Origin of the sequence: Myxococcus sp. XM-1-1-1 (genome assembly GCF_020037095.1) — a bacterium.
Classification (GTDB): domain Bacteria; phylum Myxococcota; class Myxococcia; order Myxococcales; family Myxococcaceae; genus Myxococcus; species Myxococcus fulvus.
In genome coordinates this window covers 181,946-206,206 of record NZ_JAIQDH010000001.1, presented here as the reverse complement: position 1 = coordinate 206,206, position 24,261 = coordinate 181,946, and the positions used below count along the sequence as shown (strand labels likewise).

Below are 24,261 nucleotides of genomic sequence, written 5' to 3'. Positions count from 1 at the left end.
GAGTGGGGCACTTCTAATGAGCGCTGATGCGGCGCGTCAACCCTCTGTTGATTCAAGAGTCAATCCGCGAGCACTTGGCGCGCTCCCTCCTCCAGCGAGGGAGCCACGGGGCGGAGGGGGTGAGGCCTCCGCCCCGTGTGCTTCGGTCGTCCCTCACTCACGCGAGGGACACGCCTTCGCTACTTCTTTCCGTCGGCCTGCGGTCCCAGGACGATGTCGAAGCGGACACCGCCCGCCTCCTCGACCTTGTCGGGCTGCTCGGGGCTGGCCGAGTGCTGCACCACCTCGACGGCGAAGCGGCCCTGCTCCACGGCGGTGCCCTGCGAGACGAAGCGCACGTTGACGTGGTGCGCGCCGTCCGGGTCCAGCCACAGGCCGTCCAGCCGGGCGCCCTGCGGATTGACGATGCGCACGGTCTGCTCGCCCACCACCTCGAAGCCCTGGCCCTCGTGGCCCCAGCGGTCCCACAGCTCGGAGGGCAGCGTGACGAGCACCTGTCCACGCTCCAGGAAGGACGGCAGGTCCACGTCGCCGTTGCGGATCTCCAGGTGCGCCAGGCTCGGCCTGTCGCGCAGCAGGTTGCGCACGCGGAAGTCGAAGTCACGCACGGGCGCGAAGGGCGACAGGTTGACGACGTTGACGTTCTTCCACGCCAGGTTGTTGTTCCAGCGCGTGTTGTTGAGTGTGTTGGAGTTGGTCGCCTCCACCAGCGTCATCGGGTCCTGCGAGGACACCCAGCGCGTCAGCAGGCAGTAGTGGCCCGGCGCGGGCACGCCGTTCCACGGCACCATCACCTCCACGTTGGCGCCCGGGGCGATGCCCGCCACGGAGATGGAGCCGATGGGCGCCCAGTCCATGGGCCACAGCGCCGCGCCACCCGAGCCCGTGTAGTAGACGTGCAGCGTGCCGCTGGCCGTGTTGCCCACGGGCACGAGCGGGCCGTTGTTGCGCAGCGTGACGTAGACGTAGTTCGTCTGGCCGAACTCCGGGTTCTGGTGGCCCACGCAGCCGGCGTTCTGGCACACGCGGATGTCCGGGCTCACCCAGATGGGGTCCACCGTCGGCGTGTTGCCGAAGTCGCCGCCGTTGTCCTTCGAGTACACGTCCACGCGGCACTGCGTGACGACGAGCGTGACGAAGTCCACCGCCGAGTCATCCTGGGCGAAGACGTCCACGAAGCCCTGCGCGTTGAGGGTGGGGATGAGGTTCACGCCGCCGGGCAGCGCGGCCAGGTTCAGCGAGACGGTGCCGGAGCCGTAGAGCGGGATGCCCAGGCTCGCCAGCGACGCGCCCCAGCCCGTGGCCAGCTGCGTGCCCGCGGGGCCCATGAAGAGCAGGCCCATGGAGTCGTTGGTGTCACCGTTGCGCACCACCATGCGCAGCGTGGCGCCACAGATGGGGCCCAGCCGGCGCAGGTTGGTGAAGGTGGTGGCGAACCACCGGTCGATGCTCATGTCGTCGAACGGACGCGAGCCGGGATAGGTGTAGTTCGCGGCGATGTAGTTGAGCATGCCCGTGCTGGGCGACACCGCCTCGGTCGGCGCGGCGAAGTTGTCCGCGATGCCGTGGGTGAAGGTCTGCGCGCGCGCGGCGCCGCCCCAGGTGACAGCCAGGAGGGCGAGCATGCTGAAGACGGTGCTGAAGTGGACTCGGGGATGAGGCGAAGACATGGAGCTCCTCGGGGTGTGGCGGGTTCGGCCGCGCCAGGCCACGTCGGAGAACTCCAGGTCGAGAAGAAGGAAGGGCGCGCCGCGGCCGGCCACTGAGCAACCGCCATGCCCTCCCGTCCGTCAGAGGATGACGCGCCGCTCGAGGACCTCGCGGCGAGACATTCCACGCCACAGTCCGAGCGGACTGTGGCGTGTCCGGTTACGCCCGCGCGCGTGGAGGAGCCACGCCGACATGCGGGAAACCGCTACGGCTTGAGCGTGCCCTGACGCAGCGCCGTGCCCAGGCGGTGCACGGCCTCGACGGCGAACTTCGCGGCCTCCGGGTCCGTGGGCGGGAGGATGCCGTGGCCCAGGTTGAAGATGTGCCCGACGGGCCCCGCGCGCAGGAGGATGTCCTTCACGCGGCCCTCCAGCTCCTCGCGCGGCAGGAACAGGTGCAGGGGGTCCAGGTTGCCCTGCACCGCGACGTCCGGGCCCAGCACCTTGCGGCCCTCGTCCATGGGCAGCGTCCAGTCCAGGCCCACCACGTCCGCGCCCGTGCTCTTGAGCAGGGACAGGTGCGTGGACATGCCCACGCCGAAGACGATGACGGGCACGCCCGTGGCCTTCAGCTCGGACACCATGCGCGTCAGGTACGGCAGACAGAAGCGCTCGTAGTCCCACGGCGACAGCTCGCCGCCCCACGAGTCGAAGATTTGAACGATGCTCGCCCCCGCCTCGACCTGCATCTTGAGGTACGGGATGAGCGTGTCGGTGAGCTTGCCGAACAGGCGGTGCGCCAGCTCCGGCTGCTCGAACATCAGCCGCTTGATGAGGATGTAGCTCTTGGAGCCGCCGCCCTCCACCATGTACGCGGCCAGCGTGAAGGGCGCGCCCGCGAAGCCGATGACGGGCACCGAGTCGTTGAGCGCCTTGCGCGTGCGGCGGATGGCCTCCGCCACGAAGCCCGTGCCCTCCACGGGGTCCGGCACGCCCAGCTTGTCGATGTCCGCCGCGGTGCGCACGGGGTTCGGGAAGTGCGGCCCCTTGTCCCCCAGCTCCAGGTGGATGCCCATGGCCTCCACGGGGATGAGGATGTCGGAGAAGATGATGGCCGCGTCCACGCCCAGCCGCGTCACCGGCTGCACGGTGACTTCGGCGGCCAGGTCCGGGTGCTTGCACAGGTCCAGGAAGGCGATGTTGCCGCGGATGGCCCGGTACTCGGGCAGGTAGCGGCCGGCCTGGCGCATGAGCCACACGGGCGTGGTGTCGGTGGGCTGGCGGCGCGCGGCGCGGAGGAGTCGGTCGTTCACTTCGGGCTCTCGGTCAGTCGGTGCACAGCTTGGAGGTCGACATCGCCAACAACGGCGGACAGAAGCGGAGGAAAGGCGGCCCCTTCACGGAGCGCTGCTCCCACGCCACGGGCACCTGCACGGGGCCCTCCTCCGTCTTCAGCTCCGGGACGAAAAGCAGGCGGTTGGGGCCGCCCTCCCAGGAGAACTTCCCCGGGCCGTCCTCTCGCACGAGCTTGTACTCGAAGACCCCGCCCTCGGGCAGCGACAGAGTGACGGCGCCGGCTTCCGGGCGCAGCGAGCGCTCGGGCTTCCAGCCTCCCAGCTCCGGGCCTCCGCCCACCACCCTTACCGCCGCGTCTCCCGTCTGGAGCACCACGGTGCGTCGAGGCCCCTCCCCCTTCCACCCGGTCCGAGCCATCTCCACCAGCGCCGCGTGGCCGCCCGGCGTGGCCGCCTTGAGCCGCACCAGCGACACCTCGCCCGGCTTCACCTCGACGTGCCAATAGGCCGACTCCGCGAGCCGCCCCAGCATGGAGCGCTTTCCCGTCAGCGGCTCGATGCCGTGCCCATCCCCGAGCCCCGAGGGCAGGAACGCGACACGCCGCTCGGTCCCGGAGTTGATGCCGACGAAGAACGCGTCATCCGGCGTCACGCGGACGTAGGCGAAGAAGTCCTCCCGGGCGGCGAGCACCATCGTCTCGCCACGCTGGAGGGCCTCACTGCCTCGACGCGCTTCCAACAACCGGGCAATCCACGCGCGCAGCGGATGGTCCGCGGTGAAGCGCATGTCGCCCCGGTTCTCCGGCTCCTTCGCGCCAGTGAGCCCCTCTTCGATGCCATACGTCAGCGCCGGCACGCCGCGCGCCGTGAGCTGCACCGCGAGCGCCCGCTTCACCTTCTCCACATCCCCGCCACACTCGCTCATCACCCGGGGCAGGTCGTGGTTGTCCAGGAGCGTCACCAGCGACTGGGGAGAAGGCTGGAACCGGTCGTTGAACAGGATGGCGCCCAGGTGCGAAGGAGAGCGCCCCCGGCAGAAGACATCCACCAGCGCGAAGGCCAGCGGGAAGTCGAACATCGTCCCGAAGCGGCCCTCCTTCATCACCCGCGCCAGCAGCACCGGGTCGCCGTCGAGCAGCTCGCCCAGCAGCAGGAAGTCCTTGCCCGCGTGCGCGCGCAGGTCATCGTTGTAGCGGGCCCAGAAGTCCATGGGCAGGTGCTTGACGGCGTCCAGCCGGAAGCCCGCGGGCTTCACCGTGTCCACCCACTTCAGCGAGTGCGAGAGCAGGTGCTGGTAGACCTCCTCCTGCTCCACCGCCAGGTCCGGCAGCCCGTGCACGTCGCGCATCACCAGCTCGCGCGAGTCGTTCCAGTTCTCGATGGGCCCCAGCCCGTGGAACCACGTCGGCTTCTCGCGCGTGAGCCGCGTCTCCGGGCCCACATGGTTGAGCACCACGTCCAGCACCAGCCGCATGTCGCGGCGGCGAAGCTCCGCGGACAGCTCCTTCAGCAGGGCCTCGTCACCGAAGCGCGGCTCCACCCGGCCGAAGTCCTCCACCCAGTAGCCGTGGAAGGCGCCGTACCCGTAGAACTTGTCGGTCCGCATCTGGAAGACGGGTGAAAGCCACACCGTGCGGACACCGAGCGCCTTGAGCCCGTCCAGTCGGTCGATGACGCCACGCAGGTCTCCGCCGTGAAAGGCCTGCGCGTCCTTCGCATCCACCACCCCGTCGTTCTTCACGTCCCCGTTGGCGAAGCGGTCCACCATCACGAAGTAGATGGCGTCGCCTTCCGGCGGCGCCCACTGGCCCCGGTACGGCTGGGGCGCGGGCTTGGGCGGAGGAGGCGGCTCGGTGGGCGTGCTCGTGCCCGGCTCGATGCCCTCTCCGGCCGGCGCCGACAGGCCGGGCACCAGCCCCGGGCCACCGTCGGTGGACGGCACCAGCATGGGCGAGGCGAGGAACGAGTCGAACAGCGCGCCCGCCTGCCCCGAAATCTGCCGGGCCACCTCCAGCTGCGCGTCATCCTCGCGCTGCTGGTCGAACTGGAGCGCGGCGCCGTAGTCCGCCGAGTCGCTCGTGGCCTCCAGCGCGGACGTGGCGCGGTTGGCCGTGGTCTTCACGTACACGTCCCACGAGAAGCGCCCGCCCACCTGCCCGAAGAACGTCACCCGCGTCTCCACCAGGAGCAGCAGTGGCGCGTCCCCGGCGCGGGCCTTGAGCATCGCGAAGCGGCGCTGCGTGTCCGTCACCTTCGCGAACTCGGCGGCGTACTCGTCGTAGGGAACTTCACGCGCCTGGAGGTTTCTCTTGGCCAGCACCTCCGCCACGCGCTGACGCACGCCCTCCGGCACGTTGGCCACCGCGCCGCGCCGCGCGTCGTCGCGGATGTACGCCACCGCCACCACCGTCCCTTCCGGCGCCAGCACCGGAGGCCCCTGCCGCTTCAGGCAGCCCGAGGCCACCAGCGCGAGGACCAGGGACCACAACCACCGCTGTCTCAGAACCATCCTTCGGCCTCGATGGCGACCACCGAGTGCCAGTGGCGCTCGGGGCCGACGTACTGGTTGTACTGGTTCAGGCTGTCCACGAACGAGTTGCCGAACGCCGCGTGCTGCGACGAGTACTGCAAGCCGTACAGCAGCCGCAGGCTGGGGCGCGCGTAGATGCCGCGGCCGGTGGGGTTGAGCACCACGCCCACCTTGCCCTGCCACGTGTCGCGCGTGTCGCTGTCGCCGAACTCCAGGCCGCGCGCGTCGGGGATGCCGCGCGTGCTGGTGAACACCGAGTCCACGTGGTTGCGGTACGCGTTGCCGTTCTGGCTCTTCTCGCGCGCGATGCTCGTCTCCATCAGGAGGTGCACGCGCTCGGTGAGGAAGTACTGCAGCCGCACCACCGTGGACGCGATGATGCGGTCGTCGTCGCCCGGCTTGATGGCGTTGTCGTTGTTGTAGGCGTAGCCCAGCCACACGCCCCACAGCGCCTCGAGCTTGTCGGGGATGAGCTTGATGTACGCCTCGTTGCCGAGCGACGCCTCGTAGCGCTCGTCGGTCTGGTCCGCGATGAATACCGTCCAATCGCGGTTGCGGTAGCGCTCCGTGTAGCCCTGCTCCGGGTGCTTCTTCTCGAACGTGAGGTAGAGGTTGTCCCAGATGAGCGGCCCCAGCCCGCCGAAGCCCACGTAGCCGATGGCGCGGTAGGACAGCGCGCTGCGGGGCGCCAGGTCCGGCACCAGGTAGTCCTCCAGGCCCGGGTTGGCCTCGAAGTAGCGCTGCACCACCTCCCGGCGCACGTAGTCCTCGTAGTTGACGTACTCCGAGCGGTAGAGCGCGTTGCGGTTGCCCCGCACCTTGGGCTCGTAGCCCAGCTGGCCGCGCAGGCCGACCTCCAGGTGCCCGGGAATCAGCCGGTAGCGGAAGGACGCGGCGCCGGTGAGCACCGTGTTGTACTTCTGGGGCCTGAGCGTGTAGCCGCTGTCACCCACCGCGAGCAGCACGTCGTAGCGGTCGCCCTGGTACGTGCCCGACAGGCCCACCGTGTCCCAGAGCAGCGTCGCCGGGCGCTGGTCGTAGATGTGCAGGTCATTCCAGCGGTCCTCGAGCGTGCCCAGCTGCCACGTCACGCGGTCCAGCAGGATGTTGCCCGCGCGCACGAAGAGGTAGTCGGCGCGGAAGTTGAGGAACGAGCCGTTGCCCGGGTCCGCGGAGCGGAACGAGGTGCCGGAGAAGCGCGAGTGCACCTCCGCCCAGACCTCGTCGGAGCCCGGCGCGGCCTGGAGCACGTCCAGGCGCAGGTTGAGCTCACCGTAGGGGCTCTCGTTGAGGAGCCGGCCGTAGAGCCAGTAGTAGCCCAGCTGGCCGGAGCCGCCCGAGAAGTCCGGGCGGGTCATGATGCGGAAGTAGCCCGCGGCGCCGAAGCGGTCCCTCGTGGCGTCGGCCAGGGTGACGAGCGGGATGAGGAGCAACAGGAGGGCGCCGAGGCGCGCTGGCAGGACTCGCATGGACGGGCCCCGCTTATAGCGCACCTCGCCTGCCTGCCCCTACTCCGCGCGCAGGACGACGATGGTCCGCTCCGGCACCCCGTAGGTCGCCCCCGTCACCGGGGACGGCGCGTCCAGCCACGAGTTGCCCGTGGCCCTCGGGTCCAGGCCCGTGGCGGACAGGTACTCGGGGCTGTCGAAGTACGCCTGCGTGTCGATGAGCCGCTTCCACTGACGCCCGGGCGGCAGGGTGAACTCCACCGCGCGCGGCTCCATGTTGATGAGCACCACCAGCTCCGGGCCGTGCGTCGTGTCCGGGTAGTGCATCATCAGCTGCTTGGTGTCCCAGCCCACCTCCTCGCTGTTCTGTGCGCTCTTCCACACCAGCGGCGAGCCCTTCTCGTAGTCGGGCGGCGCGAAGGCGTAGGCGTGCTCCTTGCGCAGGCGGATGGCGGCCTTGACGAACTCGTACATCCGGTGGCGCTCGTCGCGCGCGAGGTACGCGCCCCACTGGTACCAGTTGAAGGGGTTGTCCGCGCGCGTGGAGTAGGCGTTGTTGTTGCCCAGCTGCGTGCGCATCCACTCGTCGCCGCCGAGAATCATCGGCGTGCCGTGGCTGACCATCATCGCCATGAAGGCGTTGCGCATCATCTGCCGGCGCATGCTCTCCGCGCGCGCGTCGCCGATGGGGCCCCAGTTGCGAGAGCGGTTGTGGTCCTCGCCGCTGACCTTGTCGCAGAAGGGGCTGTTGGGCGTGTCGCAGCACACCGGGTTCAGCGGGCCGCACTTGTTCTGCTTCACCTCGTAGGCGAACAGGTCGTAGAGCGTGAAGCCGTCGTGCACGGTGATGAAGTTCATCGAGTGGTACGGCCGGCGCCCGTTGCGCACGTACCACTCCTTGCTGCCGTACATCAGGAACGCGCCGTCCGCGGAGCCGGGGCGCCCGCACAGCGAGCCCTCGTTGGAGTTGAGCTTCCAGTCGTCGCGGTTGATGAACGCGCGCCACCAGTCGCGGAAGCGGCCGTTCCACTCGTACCAGCCGTTGCCCGGCTGGGTGAGCGAGTTGGGGAACTCGCCCATCGGCATGCAGTACCAGCCGCCCGCGCTCCACGGCTCCGCGATGATGCGGGTGTTGTACTTCTGGAGCACCGGGTCGTCGATGATCTCCTGCAGCACCGTGTTCTTCGGGTCGTCCCAGCGGTTGTAGTCCTGGTCTCTCTCGCCGAGGATGGGCGCCAGGTCGAAGCGGAAGCCGTCCACGTGCAGCTCTTCGACGTAGAAGCGCAGGCTGTCGATGATGAGCTTGCGCATGGGGCGGTGGTTGGGCCGCGTCTGGTTTCCCACGCCCGTGTTGTTCCAGTACGTGCGCCGGTCGCCGTTGAGCCCGTAGTACGCCTGGTTGTCGATGCCGCGGAACGAGTACAGGCCCGCGACCTCCGCCGGGTCCAGCGAGTCCAGCGGCTCACCGGGCAGCACGTCGTCGGACTCCAGCTTCTCGCGCCACAGCCCGCCCTCGCCGGTGTGGTTGTAGACGACGTCGACGATGACCTCGATGTCGCGCTTGTGCAGCTCCTCCACCATCCACTTGAACTCGTCGATGACCTGGTGGGGCAGCTTGTGCGCGGCGTAGGAGACCTCCGGCGCGAAGAAGTTGATGGTCTGGTAGCCCCAGTAGCCGCCATCCAGCGGCTTCTCGTGGATGGGGAGCAGCTCCACGGCGGTGATGCCCAGGTCCTTGAAATAGTCGGCCTTCTCGCCCATGCCCCGGTAGGTGCCCGGGAAGCGCACGCCGCTGGCGGGGTCCGCGGTGAAGCCCTTGGCGTGGACCTCGTAGACGATGAGGTCCTGCCACTTGTGGCCCGCCCACTGCTCGTCCTCGCGGTTGGCGCGGTACTGCCGCTCCAGCTCGCCCCACTGGTAGCCGCTCTGCACCAGCACGCTCTTGGCGGAGGCCGCGTACGTCACCTCGTTGCGCGCGGGGCCACTGGCGGTGCTGCCCTTGCTCCAGTCGTGGTCGCGGTGCAGCGCCTTCGAGTACGGGTCCGTGAGCAGCTTGTTCGGGTTGAAGCGGTTGCCATACACGTCCGCGTCCGCGCGGAAGCCGTGGATGGAGCCGGGGAACCAGCGCGGGTCGAACTCCCAGTTGGGACCCCAGGCCCTGAAGCCGTAGTGCTGGCCCAGGCCCACGCCCTCCACGTAGACGTTCCACACGTCGCCGTAGCGGGTGAGCTGATACGTGCGCGAGGGCGAGTTCACCTCCGGGTCGTCGAACAGGAGCAGCTCGATGCGCGTCGCGTTCTCCGAGTACAGGGCGAAGTTGACCCCCTGATCCACGAAGGTAGCGCCCATGTGCTTCAGGGACTCCACGTCCTCCACCGTGTAGCTCGGGGCACGTGCCTCGCTGTGATACAGCCGGACGTAATCGCTCTCGCTGCACCCGAGGGCGAACAGCAGCGAGACCAGGGTCATGCCCCTCGGAAGGGACCAGCGGGGAGTGCTCATGCGGTGGGGTAGACCTCGACGAACCAGGTGCCGGCTTCCATAACAAGCGACTTCCAGGGCTGACAAGGCGGCCATCCCCGCCCCGTCCCCCTCCGGGCATTGCTACGGACACCGGAAACTTCCGGATGACTTCCGTCGAGAATAACGCACTGCGCCCAACCGGGGAGGTTTGGGGAAAGCGCGAGGCTCCGGGTAATGTGCGCGACCGTTCTCCCCCCATTTTTCCGAGAGCGTCTTGTCCGAAGTCACCCTGAACGGCATCAAGAAGTCGTTTGGCTCCAACCTCATCGTGAAGGGCGTGGACCTTCAGGTGGGACAGGGCGAGTTCCTGGTCATGGTGGGCCCGTCCGGCTGCGGGAAGACGACGCTCCTGCGGCTCATCGCGGGGCTGGAGCAGGTGGACGCGGGAGAGGTGAGCATCGGCGGCAAGCGGGTCAACGACGTGCCGCCGAGAGACCGCGACGTGGCGATGGTGTTCCAGTCGTACGCGCTCTACCCGCACATGACGGTGCGCGAGAACCTGGCCTTCGGCCTGACGCTGCGCAAGCTCCCCCAGGCGGAGATCGACTCGCGGGTGGCGGAGGTCGCCTCGATGCTGGAGTTGGGGCACCTGCTGGAGCGCAAGCCCAAGGCCCTGTCGGGTGGTCAACGTCAGCGCGTGGCCATGGGACGCGCCATCGTCCGGCGGCCCCAGGTGTTCCTCTTCGACGAGCCCCTGTCCAACCTGGACACGGCGCTGCGCGTGCAGATGCGCGGAGAGCTGGCGCGGCTGCACCGCCGGCTGGGCGCGACGATGATCTACGTCACGCACGACCAGGTGGAGGCGATGACGCTGGCCACCCGGGTGGCCGTCTTCAACGGCGGCGTGTTGCAGCAGGTGGGGCCGCCGCTGGAGCTCTACAACCGCCCGGCCAACCGGTTCGTGGCGGGCTTCCTGGGCTCGCCGTCGATGAACTTCCTGGAGGCCCGGCGCGACGGCGGAAGCCTCGTGGGCAAGGGCTTCACCCTGCTGAGCCCTCAAGATTTGCCGCAAGGTGGTGAGCGGGTGCTGGTGGGCCTGCGGCCTCAAGACCTGCGCGTGGCGGCGCTGGGGCCCCTGTCCGGCACGGTGGACGCGGTGGAGCGGCTGGGGTTCGACGGTTACGCCTTCGTCACGACGGAGGCAGGGCACGTGGCCGCGCGCTTCGACAAGGGCACCCACGTCTCTGTGGGAGACAAGGTGGCGCTCGCGCCCGTCGCCGACGCGCTGCATGTCTTCAGCGAGGACGGCGCCAAGGCTCTGCGCCACCCCACCCAGCGCGAGACGCTGGAGGTGGCGTCTTGAGGAGACTCTGTGCCATGGTGCTGCTCGCGGCGACCTGGTGCGCGCACGCGGCGGAAGGCCCGGCGCCCCTCAAGCTGTGGCACGCGTACCGGGGCGGGGAGGAGACGGCGCTGCTGGAGGCGACGAACCTCTTCACGAAGGAGACGGGCGTGCGGGTGGACCTGCTCGCCCTGCCCTATGACGCGTACGCGGCCAAGCTGACCAACGCCATCCCCCATGGCGCGGGCCCGGACGTCTTCATCTTCAACCACGAGCGGCTGCGCAACTTCCACTCGCAGAACCTGGTGGCGCCCACGGCGGGCGCCTTCCAGCGCGAGGACTACTTCTCCAACACGGTGGAGGCGCTGGAGGTGGATGGCCAAGTGTTCGGCTATCCGATGTCGCTCAAGTCGCTGGCGCTCTACGTCAACACGAAGCTCGTGCCCCGGCCGCCCGCGACGACGGCGGAGCTGCTGGCGCTGTTGCCCACGCTGTCCAACCCCGCGCAAGGCCGCTTCGGCCTCGCGTACGAGAGCGGGGACTTCTACTTCCACGCGCCCTTCCTCTTCGGCTTCGACGGCAAGCTCTTCGACGAGGCGGGCAAGGCGAGCTTCGACACGCCGGGCATGGCGCGCTCGCTGGCGTTCGTGAAGAAGCTCCAGGACGAGAAGCTGATGCCCCAGGAGGTGAGCGGGGCGCTGGTGAAGACGCTCTTCAACGACGGCCGCGCGGCGATGATCATCAGCGGCCCCTGGTTCGCGGGGGAGATTGCCCCGTCGGTGTCCTACCGCGTGGTGGCGCTGCCCACGGTGAGCGAGACGGGCACGCCCCTGCGTCCCTTCCTCGGCGTGGAGGCCGCGTTCGTCTCGGCCCGCACGGAGCAGGCGCCGCGGGCGCACCAGCTGGCGCGCTTCCTGTCGCTGGGCGAGGCGTCTCGGGTGCGCACCACGGTGGGCAGGCAGATCCCGGCGGACGTGCAGGCATACCAGCTCCAGGCGGTGAAGGACGACACGCTCATCTCCTCGTTCCGCGAGGCGGCGGTGAACGCCACGCCCATGCCCAACACGCTGGAGATGGCCCGGGTGTGGGAGCCGATGAAGCTCACCCTGCGCGCGGTGCTCCAGGGCGGCGCCCAGCCCGAGGACGCGGGCGCGCTGGCGGACCGCCGGTACCGCGCGCTGCACCGCGAGCGTCCCCCCGAGGCCAACCCCGTGCCCTGGCTGGGGCTCGCGGGGGTCATGGCGCTGGGTGGCACCGCGTGGGTGCTGCGCCGGCCCGCGCCGGGGATGACCTTCCGGCAGCGCTACCCGGACGTGGCCCGCGCGGCGAGGTACGTGGCGCCCGCGGCGGTGGGCCTGCTGGTGCTGGTGTTCATCCCGTTCTCGGTGGGCCTGGGCCTGTCGCTGTTCCACCACGACGCGGGCCAGTACACCTTCGTGGGCCTGGCCAACTTCGTCGACATCCTGGCCAGCCGTGGCTACAGCATCACCGAGCCTCTCTCGTTCTACTTCACGCTGGTGGTGACGCTGCTGTGGGCGGCGGTGAACGTGGTGCTGCACGTGAGCATCGGCCTGGGGCTGGCGCTCCTGCTCAAGGACCCGCTGCTCAAGCTGCGCGGCGTGTACCGGGTGCTGCTCATCATCCCGTGGGCGGTGCCCAACTACATCACCGCGCTGATGTGGAAGGGCATGTTCCACCAGCAGTTCGGGGCCATCAACGGGCTGCTCGTGGCGCTGGGGCTGGAGCCGGTGAGCTGGTTCACGCGCTTCTCCACCGCGTTCGCGGCCAACGTGGCCACCAACACGTGGCTGGGCTTCCCCTTCATGATGGTGGTGGCGCTGGGCGCGCTGCAGTCGATTCCCCCGGAGCTCTACGAGGCCGCGGAGGTGGACGGGGCCAGCCGCTGGACGCAGTTCCGGCACATCACCCTGCCCCTGCTCAAGCCCGCCATGCTGCCAGCGGTCATCCTGGGCAGCGTGTGGACGTTCAACATGTTCAACATCATCTACCTGGTGTCCGGAGGCGAGCCGGGCGGCGCCACCGACATCCTGGTCTCCGAGGCGTTCCGCTGGGCCTTCCAGCGCAACGAGCAGTACGGCTTCGCCGCGGCGTACTCGGTGCTCATCTTCGTGGTGCTGCTGGGCTGGTCCGTCTTCACCAAGCGGCTGATGCGCACCGAGGAGGCGGCGTGATGAAGAAGCCCTCGGGCCTGAAGATGGCCTTCATCCACGCCGGGCTGAGCCTGATGTGCATGGTGACGCTCTACCCGGTGCTGTGGGTGGTGAAGATGGCGCTGTCCCCGTCGGACGGCCTGTCGCTCACGGCCAACCCCTTCCCGGACGCGGTGACGTTCGACCACTTCCGGGAGGTGCTCCTGAGCACCGACGTGCATGGCCGGTGGGTGTTCGGCAGGCAGGTGCTCTCCAGCATCATCGTGTCCGGCGCGACGACGGTGGTGGGGCTGACGCTGGCGGTGACGGCGGCATACGCGCTGTCGCGCTTCCGCTTCCCGGGGAAGGAGGGCGGCATGCAGGCGCTGCTCATCACCCAGATGTTCCCGGCGACGCTGATGCTGGTGCCCATCTACAGCATCCTGCAGAAGCTGCGGCTGCTCGACAGCCTCACCGGGCTGGTGCTGGTGTACGCCACCACCGCCCTGCCCTTCTGCATCTGGATGTTGAAGGGCTATTTCGACACGCTGCCGCGCGAGCTGGAGGAAGCGGCGGTGATGGACGGGGCCTCGCCCCTCCAGGTGTTCCTCCGTGTGGTGCTGCCGCTGGCCCGCCCCGCGCTGGCCGTGACGGCGCTGTTCTCCTTCATGACGGCGTGGAACGAGTTCGTCCTCGCCGCCACGCTGATAAACGACCCTACCCGCTTCACCCTGCCCGTCGCCCTCCAGCGGTACGTGGGCGAGTACAAGGTGGAGTGGGGCAAGTTCGCCGCCTGCGCGCTCGTGGTGTCCGCGCCGGTCATGGCGTTGTTCTTCGCTCTCCAGAAGCACCTCGTCGGCGGGTTGACCGCCGGCGGCGTCAAGGGGTGATGGCCGATGTCCCGTTGTCTGCGGTCCCTTCTTCTCGTGTTGCCGTTGCTCGCCGTGGCCTGTGGTGATGACAAGGAGGGCAACCAGCCCTCCGAGCAGACCGCGCCCACCGTGAGGGAAATCACCCCCTCGGGCGGTCCCATCGCGGGCAACACGCTCATCAATGTCTACGGGTCCGGCTTCAAGGACGGCGCGAAGCTCTACCTCGGCGAGCAGGAAGCCCTGCGCGTCGTGGTGGTCAACGCGTTCCGCATCTATGGCTACTCGCCCACGGCGACCACCGCGCAGGTGGACGTGCGGGTGGTGAACCCCGACGGCGCCTACGGCGTGCTGGTGAAGGGCTTCACCTACGAGGGCCCGCCGGGCAGGAACATCGACCAGGCGGAGGTCATCAACGGCAACACGGAGGCGGTCAGCGGCGGCCAGCCGGTGGGCGTGCTGGTGCGCGGCGCGATCACGGTGGCGGGCCTGACGCGCGGCGTGGGCCAGGGCGGCGGGGTGCGCGCGCAGGTGGGCTTCGCGCCCGCGGACTCGGCGCTGCTCCAGCAGGACAGCTACACCTGGGAGGAGGCCACGTACGAGGGCGACTCCGACAGCGGCGAGGCGGACATCTACAAGGGCAACGTGCTGCTCCAGCCGGCCATCGGCGGGGAGAGCCGCGAGTGGGTCATCACGATTCGCTTCTCCATCGACGGCGGCACCACGTGGGTGATGGCGGACGGTGACGGCATGGCCAACGGCGTGGCGGAGAACATGCTGCGCCGGGTGTTCATCTCCCGGCCGCGCGTGGACTACTGCAAGCTGGGCCCGGACGGGAACCGCGCCAACCCGGAGCTGTTCTACCGCCCCACGGACACCACGCTGCTCAAGGTGCAGGGCCAGGTGTACGCGGCGGGCATCACCCAGGGCGCCGGCGCGGGCTCGGGGCTGGTGGCGCAGCTGGGCTACGGCCCGGTGGACACCGACCCGCGCGACTCCGCGGCGTGGACCTGGATTCCGGCCGTCTACAAGGCCGAGCACGGCAACAACGACGAGTGGGAGGCGGAGCTGCCCAACCCCGGCACCGAGGGCCAGTACAAGCTCGCCTTCCGCTTCAGCATCAGTGAGAACGCCTGGCGTGTCTGTGACGCGGACGGCGTCAACGACAGCACCGAGGGCGAGCTGACGTTCAGCCTGGCCAAGCTGGGCACGCTCACCGTGGGCACCGAGGCGCCGAAGCCGCCGGTGGGCTGGTGCAAGATTGGCGAGGACCAGAAGGACCCGGAGGTCATCAACTACCAGACCACGCAGACGTCGGGCTTCAAGACCGTCTACGCGCAGGTCTACATGGCAGGGGTGACGGACAAGGTGGGCGCGGGCCCGGGCCTGTCCGGTCAGCTCGGCTGGGGGCCGGCGGGCGAGGACCCGCGCACCTCGCAGCTGTGGAACTGGTCCACGGCACTCGCGTTCAACAAGGACAACTTCCAGGTCAACGACGAGTGGAAGGCCACGCTGCCCAACCCGGGCACCAACGGCGAGTACCGCTACGCGGTGCGCTTCAGCGGCAACGGCGGCCCGGTGCGCGTGTGCGACGGCAACGGCGTGGATGACGGCGGCCAGGAGTTCGAGCTGGACAAGCTGGGCCAGCTCACCGTCACCGGCGAGGTGGTGGTGCCCAAGGTCATCGGCTTCTGCAAGCTGGGCCCTGCGGACAATCAGACCCCGGAGACGGTGACGTACGCGTCGGGCGCCGCGGGCACCCGCAAGGTGCTGGCGCAGGTGTTCGTGCAGGGCGTGACGCAGGGCGCGGGCGCCGGCGCGGGAATCGTGGGGCAGCTGGGCTGGGGCCCCGCCGGTGAGAACCCGGCCACGTCCGCGCAGTGGAACTGGACGACGACGGCCGCCTACAAGGACGAGTCCGGCAACAACGACCAGTTCGAGACCACGCTGCCCAACCCGGGCGCCGAGGGCAGCTATCGCTTCGCCTACCGCTTCAAGGTGAACGACGGCGCGTACCTGCTGTGCGACTCGGACGGCAACAGCGGCGGGGCCACGGGCTTCGACCCGGAGAAGACGGGCACGCTCACCGTGAGCGCGGCGCAGGACATCTCCGTGGGCTGGTGCAAGCTGGGCGGCGAGTCCAACGAGCCTCCCCCCAACGAGGTGTACCAGGTGGGCCAGGCGCCCATCGACATCTACGCCCAGGTCTACATGGAGGGCGTCACTCCGGGCACGGGCGGCGGCGCGGGCATCCAGGGCGAGGTCGGCTACGGCCCGGAGACGGACGAGCCGACGGCGGCGAGCTGGCAGTGGACCACCACGGGGACGAGCTTCAACCGTGAGTCCGGGAACGGAAACAACGACGAGTGGAAGGCCGCGCTGCCCAACCCGGGCACGGTGGGCCGCTACAAGTTCGCCATCCGCTTCAATGTGAATGGCGGCGCGTACCGCTACTGCGACGCGGACGGGCTGGGCAACGGCTTCTCGCTCGAGCAGGCCGGCACGCTGACGGTGCAGGCGCCGGCGGCGGCGGACTTCTGCCGGCTGCAGAGCGTGAGCGGGACGACGGTGGGCAGCGGCGCGGCCGTCACCGTGACGGGCCGGGTGCGCCTGGCGGGCGTCACCAACGGCGCGGGTGCGGGCGCTGGGCTCCAGGTGCAGGTGGGCCTGGGCAACGCGGACGTGGACGCCTCCGCGACTCCCGCGGCCTTCTCCTGGAAGGCCGCGGCGTACGCCCGCGAGGCCGAGGGTGAGGCGGATACCGACGAGTTCTCCACCAGCATCCACCCGGCCTACACGGGCAGCCGTGCGGTCAGCCTGCGCTACTCCACGGACGGTACGGCGTGGACGTACTGCGACAAGGACGGCAGCGACGTGGGCGGGTACACCCCGGGTCAGCAGCACGCCCTCACCGTCGGCAACCACCAGGACATCGAGTACTGCAACCTCCAGTGGCCCTTCTCGGTGACCGTGGGCCCCAACCCCACGACCATCTATGGGCAGGTCTACAAGGCCGGCGTCACGACCGAGAGCGGCGCGGGCGTCGGCCTGGTGGCGCACCTGGGCTACGGCGATGCCCAGCAGGACCCGGGCGTGGGGGGCTGGACCTGGATTGCCGCCCCGTTCCTCAGCGAGGAGGGCGGCGGCAACAACGACCAGTTCTCCGCTGAGCTGCCGGGCAACCTCCCCGCCGGCACCGTCTACGCCTACCGCTACGCCCTCAACGGCGGTGCCTACTGCTTCGGCGACCGGAATGACCGGGATGGCAGCGGCAACGGCTTCCAGGCCGCGGACGTGGGCGTCGTGAGCGCTCCCTAGGCGGATGACTCACCGACCGCACGGGCGATTTCACGCTCCGCGCGGTCGGTGACGGAATGATCAGGGCCTTCGAAACGTATGCTTGACAGTGGAGGGAGCCCTTTATAAAAGCCCCCCCGTCGCAACGCGGAACACGCCCTCGGGCGGATAGCTCAGCGGCAGAGCGTCGCCCTTACAAGGCGAGGGTCACAGGTTCAATCCCTGTTCCGCCCATAGTTGTGGGGAGTTAGTTCAGTTGGTTAGAACGCCGGCCTGTCACGCCGGAGGCCACGGGTTCAAGTCCCGTACTCCTCGCCAATAAGAAGGCCCCCAAGTCCTAGTGGCTTGGGGGCCTTCACCTTTTCGGGCTCCCGACATCGCGACGCACTCCGCTCCAACCGCGTCGATGGCCGCGCGGCTCGGATGTGGTGGCGGAGCAGCTCGACGACGAACCGCCCAGCGGCTCCACGATGGCTCGCGGGCCGGTGGACTCCCGCGACGAGCAGCACGCTCACGGCAACCCAGTCCAGCCCCAGGCGCATCACGGTTGCTACGTTCGACCGGAGGCCCGCGGCCTGCCCGACCACCACGGAGGCTGCCCATGCAGCCACGGGACGAGTGTGGCGCGCAGCCGCCGACAGTGGCCGTGGCCTCGGTGTTCGCCGTCAATCGGGACAGCGACGTCGCCACTGCATAGGCATTGAAACGCGAGCGTCCGCGTTACATCGATACCCGCGTGTACCGTGACGGCGCTTCGACTGCAGTGCTCAGCATGCTCGAGCAGCGTGAAGTCAGCTCGACGGCTCGCCCGGAGTGCCCGCCAGTGAGCGGTGAACATTCACGTATAGTCGAACCACCTGAGCCGTGCTACGCCAGCCACGACATGCCTAGAGCCCGTCGCGTTTCCCCCTCCCCCCGAAACACCCGCTCTCAGCCCGCGCGCGGCGCTCCCTCGGCGACGCCGTCCCTGGATGAGGCCTTCCAGTCCATCGTGCAGGGCGCCGTGCAGGAGTCGTTCGCCTCGCTGGTGGCCTCGCTGCGCCGCCTGTCCGAGCGCATGAGCGGGCAACCCATCACCACGCCGCGCGCGGCCCCCAAGGCCCCCGTCGCGCCCCAGCCTCCTCCCAAGGTCGAGGCCGTCGTCGAGCAGCCCGTCGCCTGCGCCGTCATCGGCTGTCGCCAACCGGTCCGCACGCTCGGCTACTGCTCGGCGCACTACCAGAAGCGTCGCCAGATGATCGCGACGGGCCGGCTGCACTCCGCCTGGGTGGAGCACGCCGCGCCGCACTCCCTGCCGGATGTCATCCTGTCGCGCCGCCGTCGCTCGGAGTCGCGTGAGGAGAAGCCCACGCCCGCGGCCACGCCCGCCGCTCCCGCGGGTCCGCGCGTCTGGGTTCGCAAGAAGGGCCAGACGGCCGCCCAGGGTGATGATTCCACCAATCCGGCCACGCTGGCCGCGGCCCTGCGCGCGTCCGACGGCACCGACGCGGCGGACACGGTGAAGCGCTGGGCCGAGGAGTTCCTGGCGAACAAGCGTCGCAATTAGTTGCACGGACGCACGAAGGCCCCGTGCTCACCCGGAGGAATGCGTCCCTCGCTTCGCGAGTCGAGACGCTCCGAAGGAAGCGCGGGGCCTCACACCACCGGGCACAGTCCCGGGGGACACCCACGGCGACTTCCCAACCACAGCCAAGATAGACACGGTCGACCGCCCATCCCCGGGGGCCCGGCCCCGGAAACGAGCATCAACCCAGGCTCAGGGACAGACGTAGGACTCTTCGACCCAGTCCCCGCACACGCTCTTGCGGCACAGCGTGTAGTTGCACGCGTCACCCATGTAACCACAGCAGGCGACGTCCGCGTCCGCCGTGCCCGAACACGTCACCCGCTTGGCTTCCTTGTAGGTCTCCGGCGACGTGTTGTCGTCGCACGAGTCCGAGTCACTGCCACATCCCGCCAGCACCAGCAGCGGGACCGCCCACAGCATGCAAATGAGTCTTCGCATGCTTCGCATTGGAACATGTCGACGGCGCGGAGCGCCAGCGAACCTGGGTGAAGGCTGACCACTCCTTGCGCCACGAAACCATTTCTTGTGTCTCGTTTTCAGAGAACACAGCACATCAGGAATTCGTGAGCGCCACGCCTGGCTCGAAAGCCTGTCAGAAACGGGCCTGGAGCATCACCGTGGCACCCCACGCGCTCGCCTTGATGAAGACGGGCTGCGCCACCCCCGTCACGTCGTCTCGGAACTCCGTCTGGTTGGGGTCATTCACGTAGGAGATTTCGCCCACGACACCAGCCACGCGTCCCAGGTCCCATCTCGCCGTGGCCTTCAGGGTGAGAACCCTGGCGCGGTCCTCGCCGACCGGCAGCACCTGGAACTGGTTGCGTCCCTGGACGATGAAGACCCGGTCCACCCCCAGCGCCTCGGCGGAGCTGAACGCCGCCGGCAAGGAGACACGCGCCAGCAGGCCGGGCGTCAGGCCCCAGTCTGGCAGGTGGTAGTCGACGCCCAGCGAGCCGGAGACCTCGACGCGAGGGTCCGCGTCGCGCGGGAAGGCCATGAACGGAGGGAAGCCGGGCCCATCCATCTGGAGGAAGCTCGCCGTCCGGAACCAGGTCAGGGCATGGAAGCGCCACGCCCCCAGTCGCAGCCGTCCATCCAGGGCCGCCGCCTGGGATGTCTCGGTGAGCTTGCCGAAGCCGCCGTCCCCGTCCTCCAGGTCCTGGGAAATCAGGCTGCCCTCCAGCGAGAGCGACGCGGAGACCCCCGTCGAGGACGCCGAGGGCGTGAAGAACCGCTCGAAGAAGGTGGGGTCCCCCCGGAAGAGCGACAGGTCCACGTTGTCGCCGATGGGCTCGCCCCGGCTCCAGAACACCCGAGCGGAGCCACCTCGCAGGATGACCGACAGCTCACGCCCCATGTTGGCCAGCCCGGGACTGTCCCCCCGGTCGACGTACATCCCCTCCAGCTCCACCCGCAGCCCGGGCGCGAGCTCGACCTGTCCGCCCGCGAGCACCGCGTAGTGCCGCGCCCGCTCCAGCTCCCACGTCGTCAACTCCGCGGACTTGAGCGCCACGAAGGCCGCCCAGCGCTGACGCACGAGCCGCAGCTCCACCGCGGGCTCGCTGCTGCTGTCACCGGAGGGAAAGACGTCCCGCCCCCACGTCACCGGGTAGACGGAGCCCAGGTACACCCGCGTGGAGCTCAGCGGAAAGACACTCAGCGCCAGGCTCTCGTCAGCGGCCCAGGCGGCGGGACGGTAGCGCAGCCGGAAGTTGCTCCCATTGTCCGCGAAGCTCACGCCCTGCGCGTTGTTGGCGTTCACGAAGAACGACAGCTCCGCCTCCGCGCGCAGCCCCGCCGTCAGCTCCGGCGAGCGCGCATCCAGCGCCGCGTTCCAGCTGGTCGTGGAGCCCGAACGGTCCACGTTCGGGTCACTCGCCAGGAAGGACAGACGGGCCTGCCACGAGGACGCCTCCGGGGTTGACTCGGACACCTGGGGCACGGTCGACAACAGGGACAGCAGCAAGAGCGAAGGAGACATGGCGCGCCGCCTCTATCACGCGCGACAGGCCTTGTCCTTTCGCGGTGCGGAATCCACCGCGCTCGCGCGCTTTCGCTTCGCGAAACAATCCCAGCCATGTTTCGCGAAGCGGAACAAATCATGAAATAACTGAACAGATAGAAAAATAAGATAGACACGACTCCGGATGCGCCGCTTTGATTCCGGATGGGACGCCCGCGCCTGGCTTGCGCGGCGCTCCCATGACTGTCGACAACCACGAGGAGAAGTCATGAAGAAGAGCGAGCTGAGCTTCCGTCTTGGATTGCTGCTGGCCCTGGCCTGGTCCTCCGCCGCGGGGGCACAGACGTTGAGCAGTTTCTCGGCGACGTACCGGGGTGGTGGCACGTCGCTGTGTGGCTCCACGTACAACCTGCGCGGCCAGGAGCCCGCGGCCTCGGGCAAGTACCCTGTGTTCATCTACACGGTGGGCACCACGGAGAACTATGACCACTCCTCGGCGCTGGCGGCGGTGGAGGAGATGGCGCAGCGCGGCTATGTCGCGGCCACCGTCGAGTACGACAACGCCACGTTCGGCTCGTGCTCCACGCTGACGGCCCGCTCGCGCTGCATCTTCGACGGCAGCCGGTCCACCAGCGCGGTGGGCACGCTGTGCTCGCGCGCCAAGGCGGACTGCTCGAAGGGAATCGTGGTGGCGGGCTTCAGCCAGGGCTCCGTCATGGCCATCCTCGCCAAGAACCACGACTCGCGCGTGCAGGCCGCGTATGGCCTGGGCGCCGGCGTCCAGTACTCCATCTACAACCTGTCCTCCTGCGTCGCCAATGGCAACCGCGCACTGCCCAGCAGCCGCCTGCGCATCATCAACGGCGAGCAGGACGTCTTCGTCGGCCCGACGGAGGCCCAGGTGCGCGCGCAGAACACGGACACGACGGGCTACTCCTGCCCGCTGGCCACGTCCTGCCTGCAGAGCAACGGCAGCGGCTGGTACATCATCAAGGACAGCCAGGTGGGCGACCTCAACGCCGACCACTGCTACATGCGCACGGGCAGCTGCGTGGGGCTCCTGCTCGACTCCACCTGGCGCTCGGGCAGCCAGCCCTGGTCCCTGCGTCCCAACCTGAACTGGTTGACCCAGTTCACCACGCCCTGAGCGTGCGCTCTGTTGAGTAATCCATCCGCGCCCGCCTCGCGCGTCCCGAGGCGAGGCGCGGCTGTGTATGCCTCACGCCATGACCTCCTCCCCGAGCATCCTCATCCTGGGCGCGAGCGGCACCACCGGACGACGAGTCACCCGGCTGCTGCGCGGCCAGGGCCACACCGTGAGGGCCGCCTCCCGGCACTCCGACATCCGCTTCGATTGGACGGATTCGAGCACCTGGGAGGCCGCGCTCGGCGCGTCCTCGCGCCTGTACCTCATGGCGCCCCATGAGCAGCCCATCCCCGCGGAGTTCGTGTCGCTCGCCGTGTCCCGGAGCGTGCGCCGCATCGTGCTCCTGTCGAGCCAGGCCATCGAAGTCATGGGGGACGAGCGCCTGATGGCCGCCGAGCGGCTGGTGCGCGGCGCGGGCGTGGAGTGGACCCTGGTGCGCCCCGACTGGTTCAACCAGAACTTCGACGAGGGCTTCTTCCGCCCGTCCATCCTCGCCGGACGCATCGCCCTGCCCGTCGGGGACACGAAGCAGGCCTTCGTCGACGCCGACGATATCGCCGCCGTCGTGGCCACCGCCCTGACGGAGGACGGCCACGCGGGCCGGAGCTACAAGCTCAGCGGCCCCCGGGCCCTGGGCTTCGCCGAGGCCGCCGCCATCATCGGCCGCGCCGCCGGACGCGCGGTCCACTTCGCCGGCGACCCGGACACCTACCGCGCCGAGCAGAAGACGCTGGGGCTCCCCGACGAGACCATCCAGGGCGCCATCCAGGCCTTCTCCGCCCTGAAGGAGCGCGGGGACGCCGCCCCCACCGACACGGTGCGCGCCGTCACCGGACGGGCCCCCAAGCCGTTCGAGACCTACGCCGCCGAGGCCGCGGCCTCCGGCGCCTGGGCCCCTTGACAACCGACACCTCCAATCGCACGATTCAATCAACTGATTGAATCCCCTCCGGGAGGCACGGGCGAGCCATGCCCTGGCCTCCCGTGCTCGAGAGCCGCGCGCCCGGGCCCTGTCGACGCCGACGTGTCACCTCGCGCCGCCCGCGCCCCGCCCTCCGTCTGTCTTCACCTCTCCGCGCGGGAATCATGTCTGTGATTTCCACCGGGCGATGACAGAAATAAAGGGCCACGGTGTTCGAGCCTGCAATCCCTCACAGGAGATTGCACACCATGGGTTTCACCCTGAATCGACGTTCCCTGCTGCACGTGGGCCTGGGGCTCACCGGCGGGCTCGCGCTGCTGCGCGCGCCTTCCGCCCTGGCGGCGCCGGCCTCCACGCCGGGCACGACGCCCCCGGCCGAGGAGCCCCAGCGGCCCTGGTACGAGCTGGGGTTGCTGGAAGACGACCCCGTCATGCAGAACCAGCTGCTGCACTTCCTGGCCGCGACCTACAGCGCCCAGGCGGACATCGGCGAGGTGCTGGACACCGCGACGCGCATCGACGTGAGCGATGACTGGAGCTGGCCCACCGAGTGGGTGAGCACCGCGGACCGCCTGCGCGGCATGGCCGAGGCGAGCCTTGCCCGTCACCACAAGACGAGCGCCGGCCACGCCTACCTGCGCGCGGCCAACTACTACCGCGCCGCGCTCATCCACCACCCCGAGCCCAGCCACCCGAGCGTGCTGCAGACGGGGCGCCGCGCGGTGGACGCGTACAACAAGGCGCTCGTCCTGCTGAAGATGCCGGGCACCCCCGTGCGCATCCCCTACGAGAACACCACCCTGCCCGGCTACCTCTTCCGGGCGCGGGGCACGCGGGGACCCGCGCCGCTCCTCATCTTCCAGCAGGGCCGCGACGCCTGGCCGGAGGAGTCCAAGTACGTGGTGGACGCCGCGCTGGAGCGGGGCTACCACTGCCTGCTCGTCCACGCCCCCGGCCAGGGCATGGCCATCCGCGAGCAGAACCTGCCGTTCCGCCCGGACTGGGAGAAGGTCATCACGCCCGTGGTGGACTTCGCGGTGCGAATCTCCGGGGTGGACTCCCGCAGGATTGCCCTGCTCGGCTGGAGCATGGGCGGCGCCCTGGTGCCGCGCGCGGCCGCCTTCGAGCGGCGCATCAAGCTGCTCATCCCCAACCCGGGCGTGCTCGACTGGGGCCAGTCGCAGTTCGACAACTTCAACGGCTACTTCCCGGAGCTGATGGCGCTGCTCGACACGGACCCGGCCGCCTTCGACGCGGCCATGTACCAGCTCATGACCCAGGTGTTCCTGTACCGCTGGTACATGCGCGACGCCATGCACAAGCACGGCGCCAGCTCCCCCTCGGACCTGATGTTCAAGCTGAGGAGCTTCACCAACCGGCCCGTCGTCGAGCGCATCCGCTGCCGCACGCTCGTCATGGACGGCACCGCGGAGGCGTACTCCGGCGGCCAGGGGAAGCTGCTCTTCGACGCGCTGACCTGCCCCAAGGACTACCTGCTCTTCACCGAGGAGGACACCGGCCTGTTGCACTGCCAGGAGGCCGCGCAGGCCGTCGCCAATCACCGCATGTTCGACTGGTTCGACGAATACATCTGAGCCCTGAAACGACGACGTCGGGCC

Annotated in this window: 15 protein-coding genes and 2 tRNA genes; 10 read left to right on the top strand and 7 right to left on the bottom strand. The window is 69.2% G+C overall.

Going from position 1 to position 24,261, the window contains the following annotated elements; all coding sequences use genetic code 11:
• Positions 1–179: 179 nt before the first annotated feature.
• The 5 genes from K8640_RS00800 to K8640_RS00780 all read right to left on the bottom strand — a co-directional run bounded on the left by K8640_RS00800 (position 180) and on the right by K8640_RS00780 (position 9,391).
• A complete protein-coding gene (locus K8640_RS00800; RefSeq protein ID WP_223745335.1) occupies positions 180–1,670 on the bottom strand; it encodes a hypothetical protein in 1,491 nt (496 codons plus the stop codon).
• A 245-nt stretch (positions 1,671–1,915) separates the two neighbouring features.
• Positions 1,916–2,962 (bottom strand): uroporphyrinogen decarboxylase, encoded by a 1,047-nt coding sequence (hemE, locus tag K8640_RS00795; protein ID WP_223745334.1) that lies wholly within the window; start codon positions 2,960–2,962, stop codon positions 1,916–1,918.
• 13 nt (positions 2,963–2,975) lie between these two features.
• Positions 2,976–5,453 (bottom strand): alpha-amylase family glycosyl hydrolase, encoded by a 2,478-nt coding sequence (locus tag K8640_RS00790; protein ID WP_223745333.1) that lies wholly within the window; start codon positions 5,451–5,453, stop codon positions 2,976–2,978.
• On the bottom strand, positions 5,444–6,943 hold the full coding sequence (locus tag K8640_RS00785) for a carbohydrate porin (protein WP_223745332.1): 1,500 nt from the start codon (positions 6,941–6,943) through the stop codon (positions 5,444–5,446). Before K8640_RS00785 ends, K8640_RS00790 begins: the two co-directional genes overlap by 10 nt.
• A gap of 39 nt (positions 6,944–6,982) precedes the next feature.
• Complete coding sequence (locus K8640_RS00780) at positions 6,983–9,391, bottom strand: glycogen-debranching protein (RefSeq protein WP_223745331.1); 2,409 nt, start codon at positions 9,389–9,391, stop codon at positions 6,983–6,985.
• Between the two features lie 268 nt (positions 9,392–9,659).
• Between K8640_RS00780 and K8640_RS00775 the strand changes: the two genes are divergently transcribed.
• The 7 genes from K8640_RS00775 (at position 9,660) to K8640_RS00745 (ending at position 18,589) form a co-directional block, all read left to right on the top strand.
• Entirely contained in the window at positions 9,660–10,748 is a 1,089-nt protein-coding gene (locus K8640_RS00775; protein WP_223745330.1) for an ABC transporter ATP-binding protein, read from the top strand.
• Entirely contained in the window at positions 10,745–12,919 is a 2,175-nt protein-coding gene (locus K8640_RS00770) for an extracellular solute-binding protein (protein WP_223745329.1), read from the top strand. The genes K8640_RS00775 and K8640_RS00770 overlap by 4 nt, the downstream gene beginning before the upstream one ends.
• Positions 12,919–13,767: a sugar ABC transporter permease gene (locus K8640_RS00765; RefSeq protein WP_046715363.1), complete on the top strand. Its 849-nt coding sequence runs from the start codon at positions 12,919–12,921 to the stop codon at positions 13,765–13,767. The genes K8640_RS00770 and K8640_RS00765 overlap by 1 nt, the downstream gene beginning before the upstream one ends.
• 6 nt (positions 13,768–13,773) lie before the next feature.
• A complete protein-coding gene (locus tag K8640_RS00760) occupies positions 13,774–17,064 on the top strand; it encodes an IPT/TIG domain-containing protein (RefSeq protein ID WP_223745328.1) in 3,291 nt (1,096 codons plus the stop codon).
• Between the two features lie 141 nt (positions 17,065–17,205).
• Positions 17,206–17,277, top strand: a tRNA-Val gene (locus K8640_RS00755).
• 7 nt (positions 17,278–17,284) lie between these two features.
• A tRNA-Asp gene (locus K8640_RS00750) sits at positions 17,285–17,361 on the top strand.
• Between the two features lie 673 nt (positions 17,362–18,034).
• Positions 18,035–18,589 carry a cell wall protein gene (locus K8640_RS00745; RefSeq protein ID WP_223745327.1) on the top strand — a complete coding sequence of 185 codons (555 nt, stop codon included), beginning with the start codon at positions 18,035–18,037 and terminating at the stop codon, positions 18,587–18,589.
• 210 nt (positions 18,590–18,799) lie between these two features.
• Here K8640_RS00745 and K8640_RS00740 read toward each other — a convergent pair whose 3' ends face one another.
• On the bottom strand, positions 18,800–19,030 hold the full coding sequence (locus tag K8640_RS00740; RefSeq protein ID WP_223745326.1) for a hypothetical protein: 231 nt from the start codon (positions 19,028–19,030) through the stop codon (positions 18,800–18,802).
• Between the two features lie 172 nt (positions 19,031–19,202).
• Positions 19,203–20,591, bottom strand: a complete 1,389-nt coding sequence (locus K8640_RS00735) for a hypothetical protein (protein ID WP_223745325.1) — start codon at positions 20,589–20,591, stop codon at positions 19,203–19,205.
• 250 nt (positions 20,592–20,841) lie between these two features.
• On the opposite strand from K8640_RS00735, the gene K8640_RS00730 reads away from it, so the two are divergent.
• The 3 genes from K8640_RS00730 (at position 20,842) to K8640_RS00720 (ending at position 24,237) form a co-directional block, all read left to right on the top strand.
• Complete coding sequence (locus tag K8640_RS00730; RefSeq protein WP_223745324.1) at positions 20,842–21,720, top strand: S9 family peptidase; 879 nt, start codon at positions 20,842–20,844, stop codon at positions 21,718–21,720.
• A gap of 79 nt (positions 21,721–21,799) precedes the next feature.
• Entirely contained in the window at positions 21,800–22,621 is an 822-nt protein-coding gene (locus K8640_RS00725) for an NAD(P)H-binding protein (protein ID WP_223745323.1), read from the top strand.
• 269 nt (positions 22,622–22,890) lie between these two features.
• Positions 22,891–24,237 carry a S9 family peptidase gene (locus K8640_RS00720; RefSeq protein ID WP_223745322.1) on the top strand — a complete coding sequence of 449 codons (1,347 nt, stop codon included), beginning with the start codon at positions 22,891–22,893 and terminating at the stop codon, positions 24,235–24,237.
• The last annotated feature ends 24 nt before the right edge of the window (positions 24,238–24,261 follow it).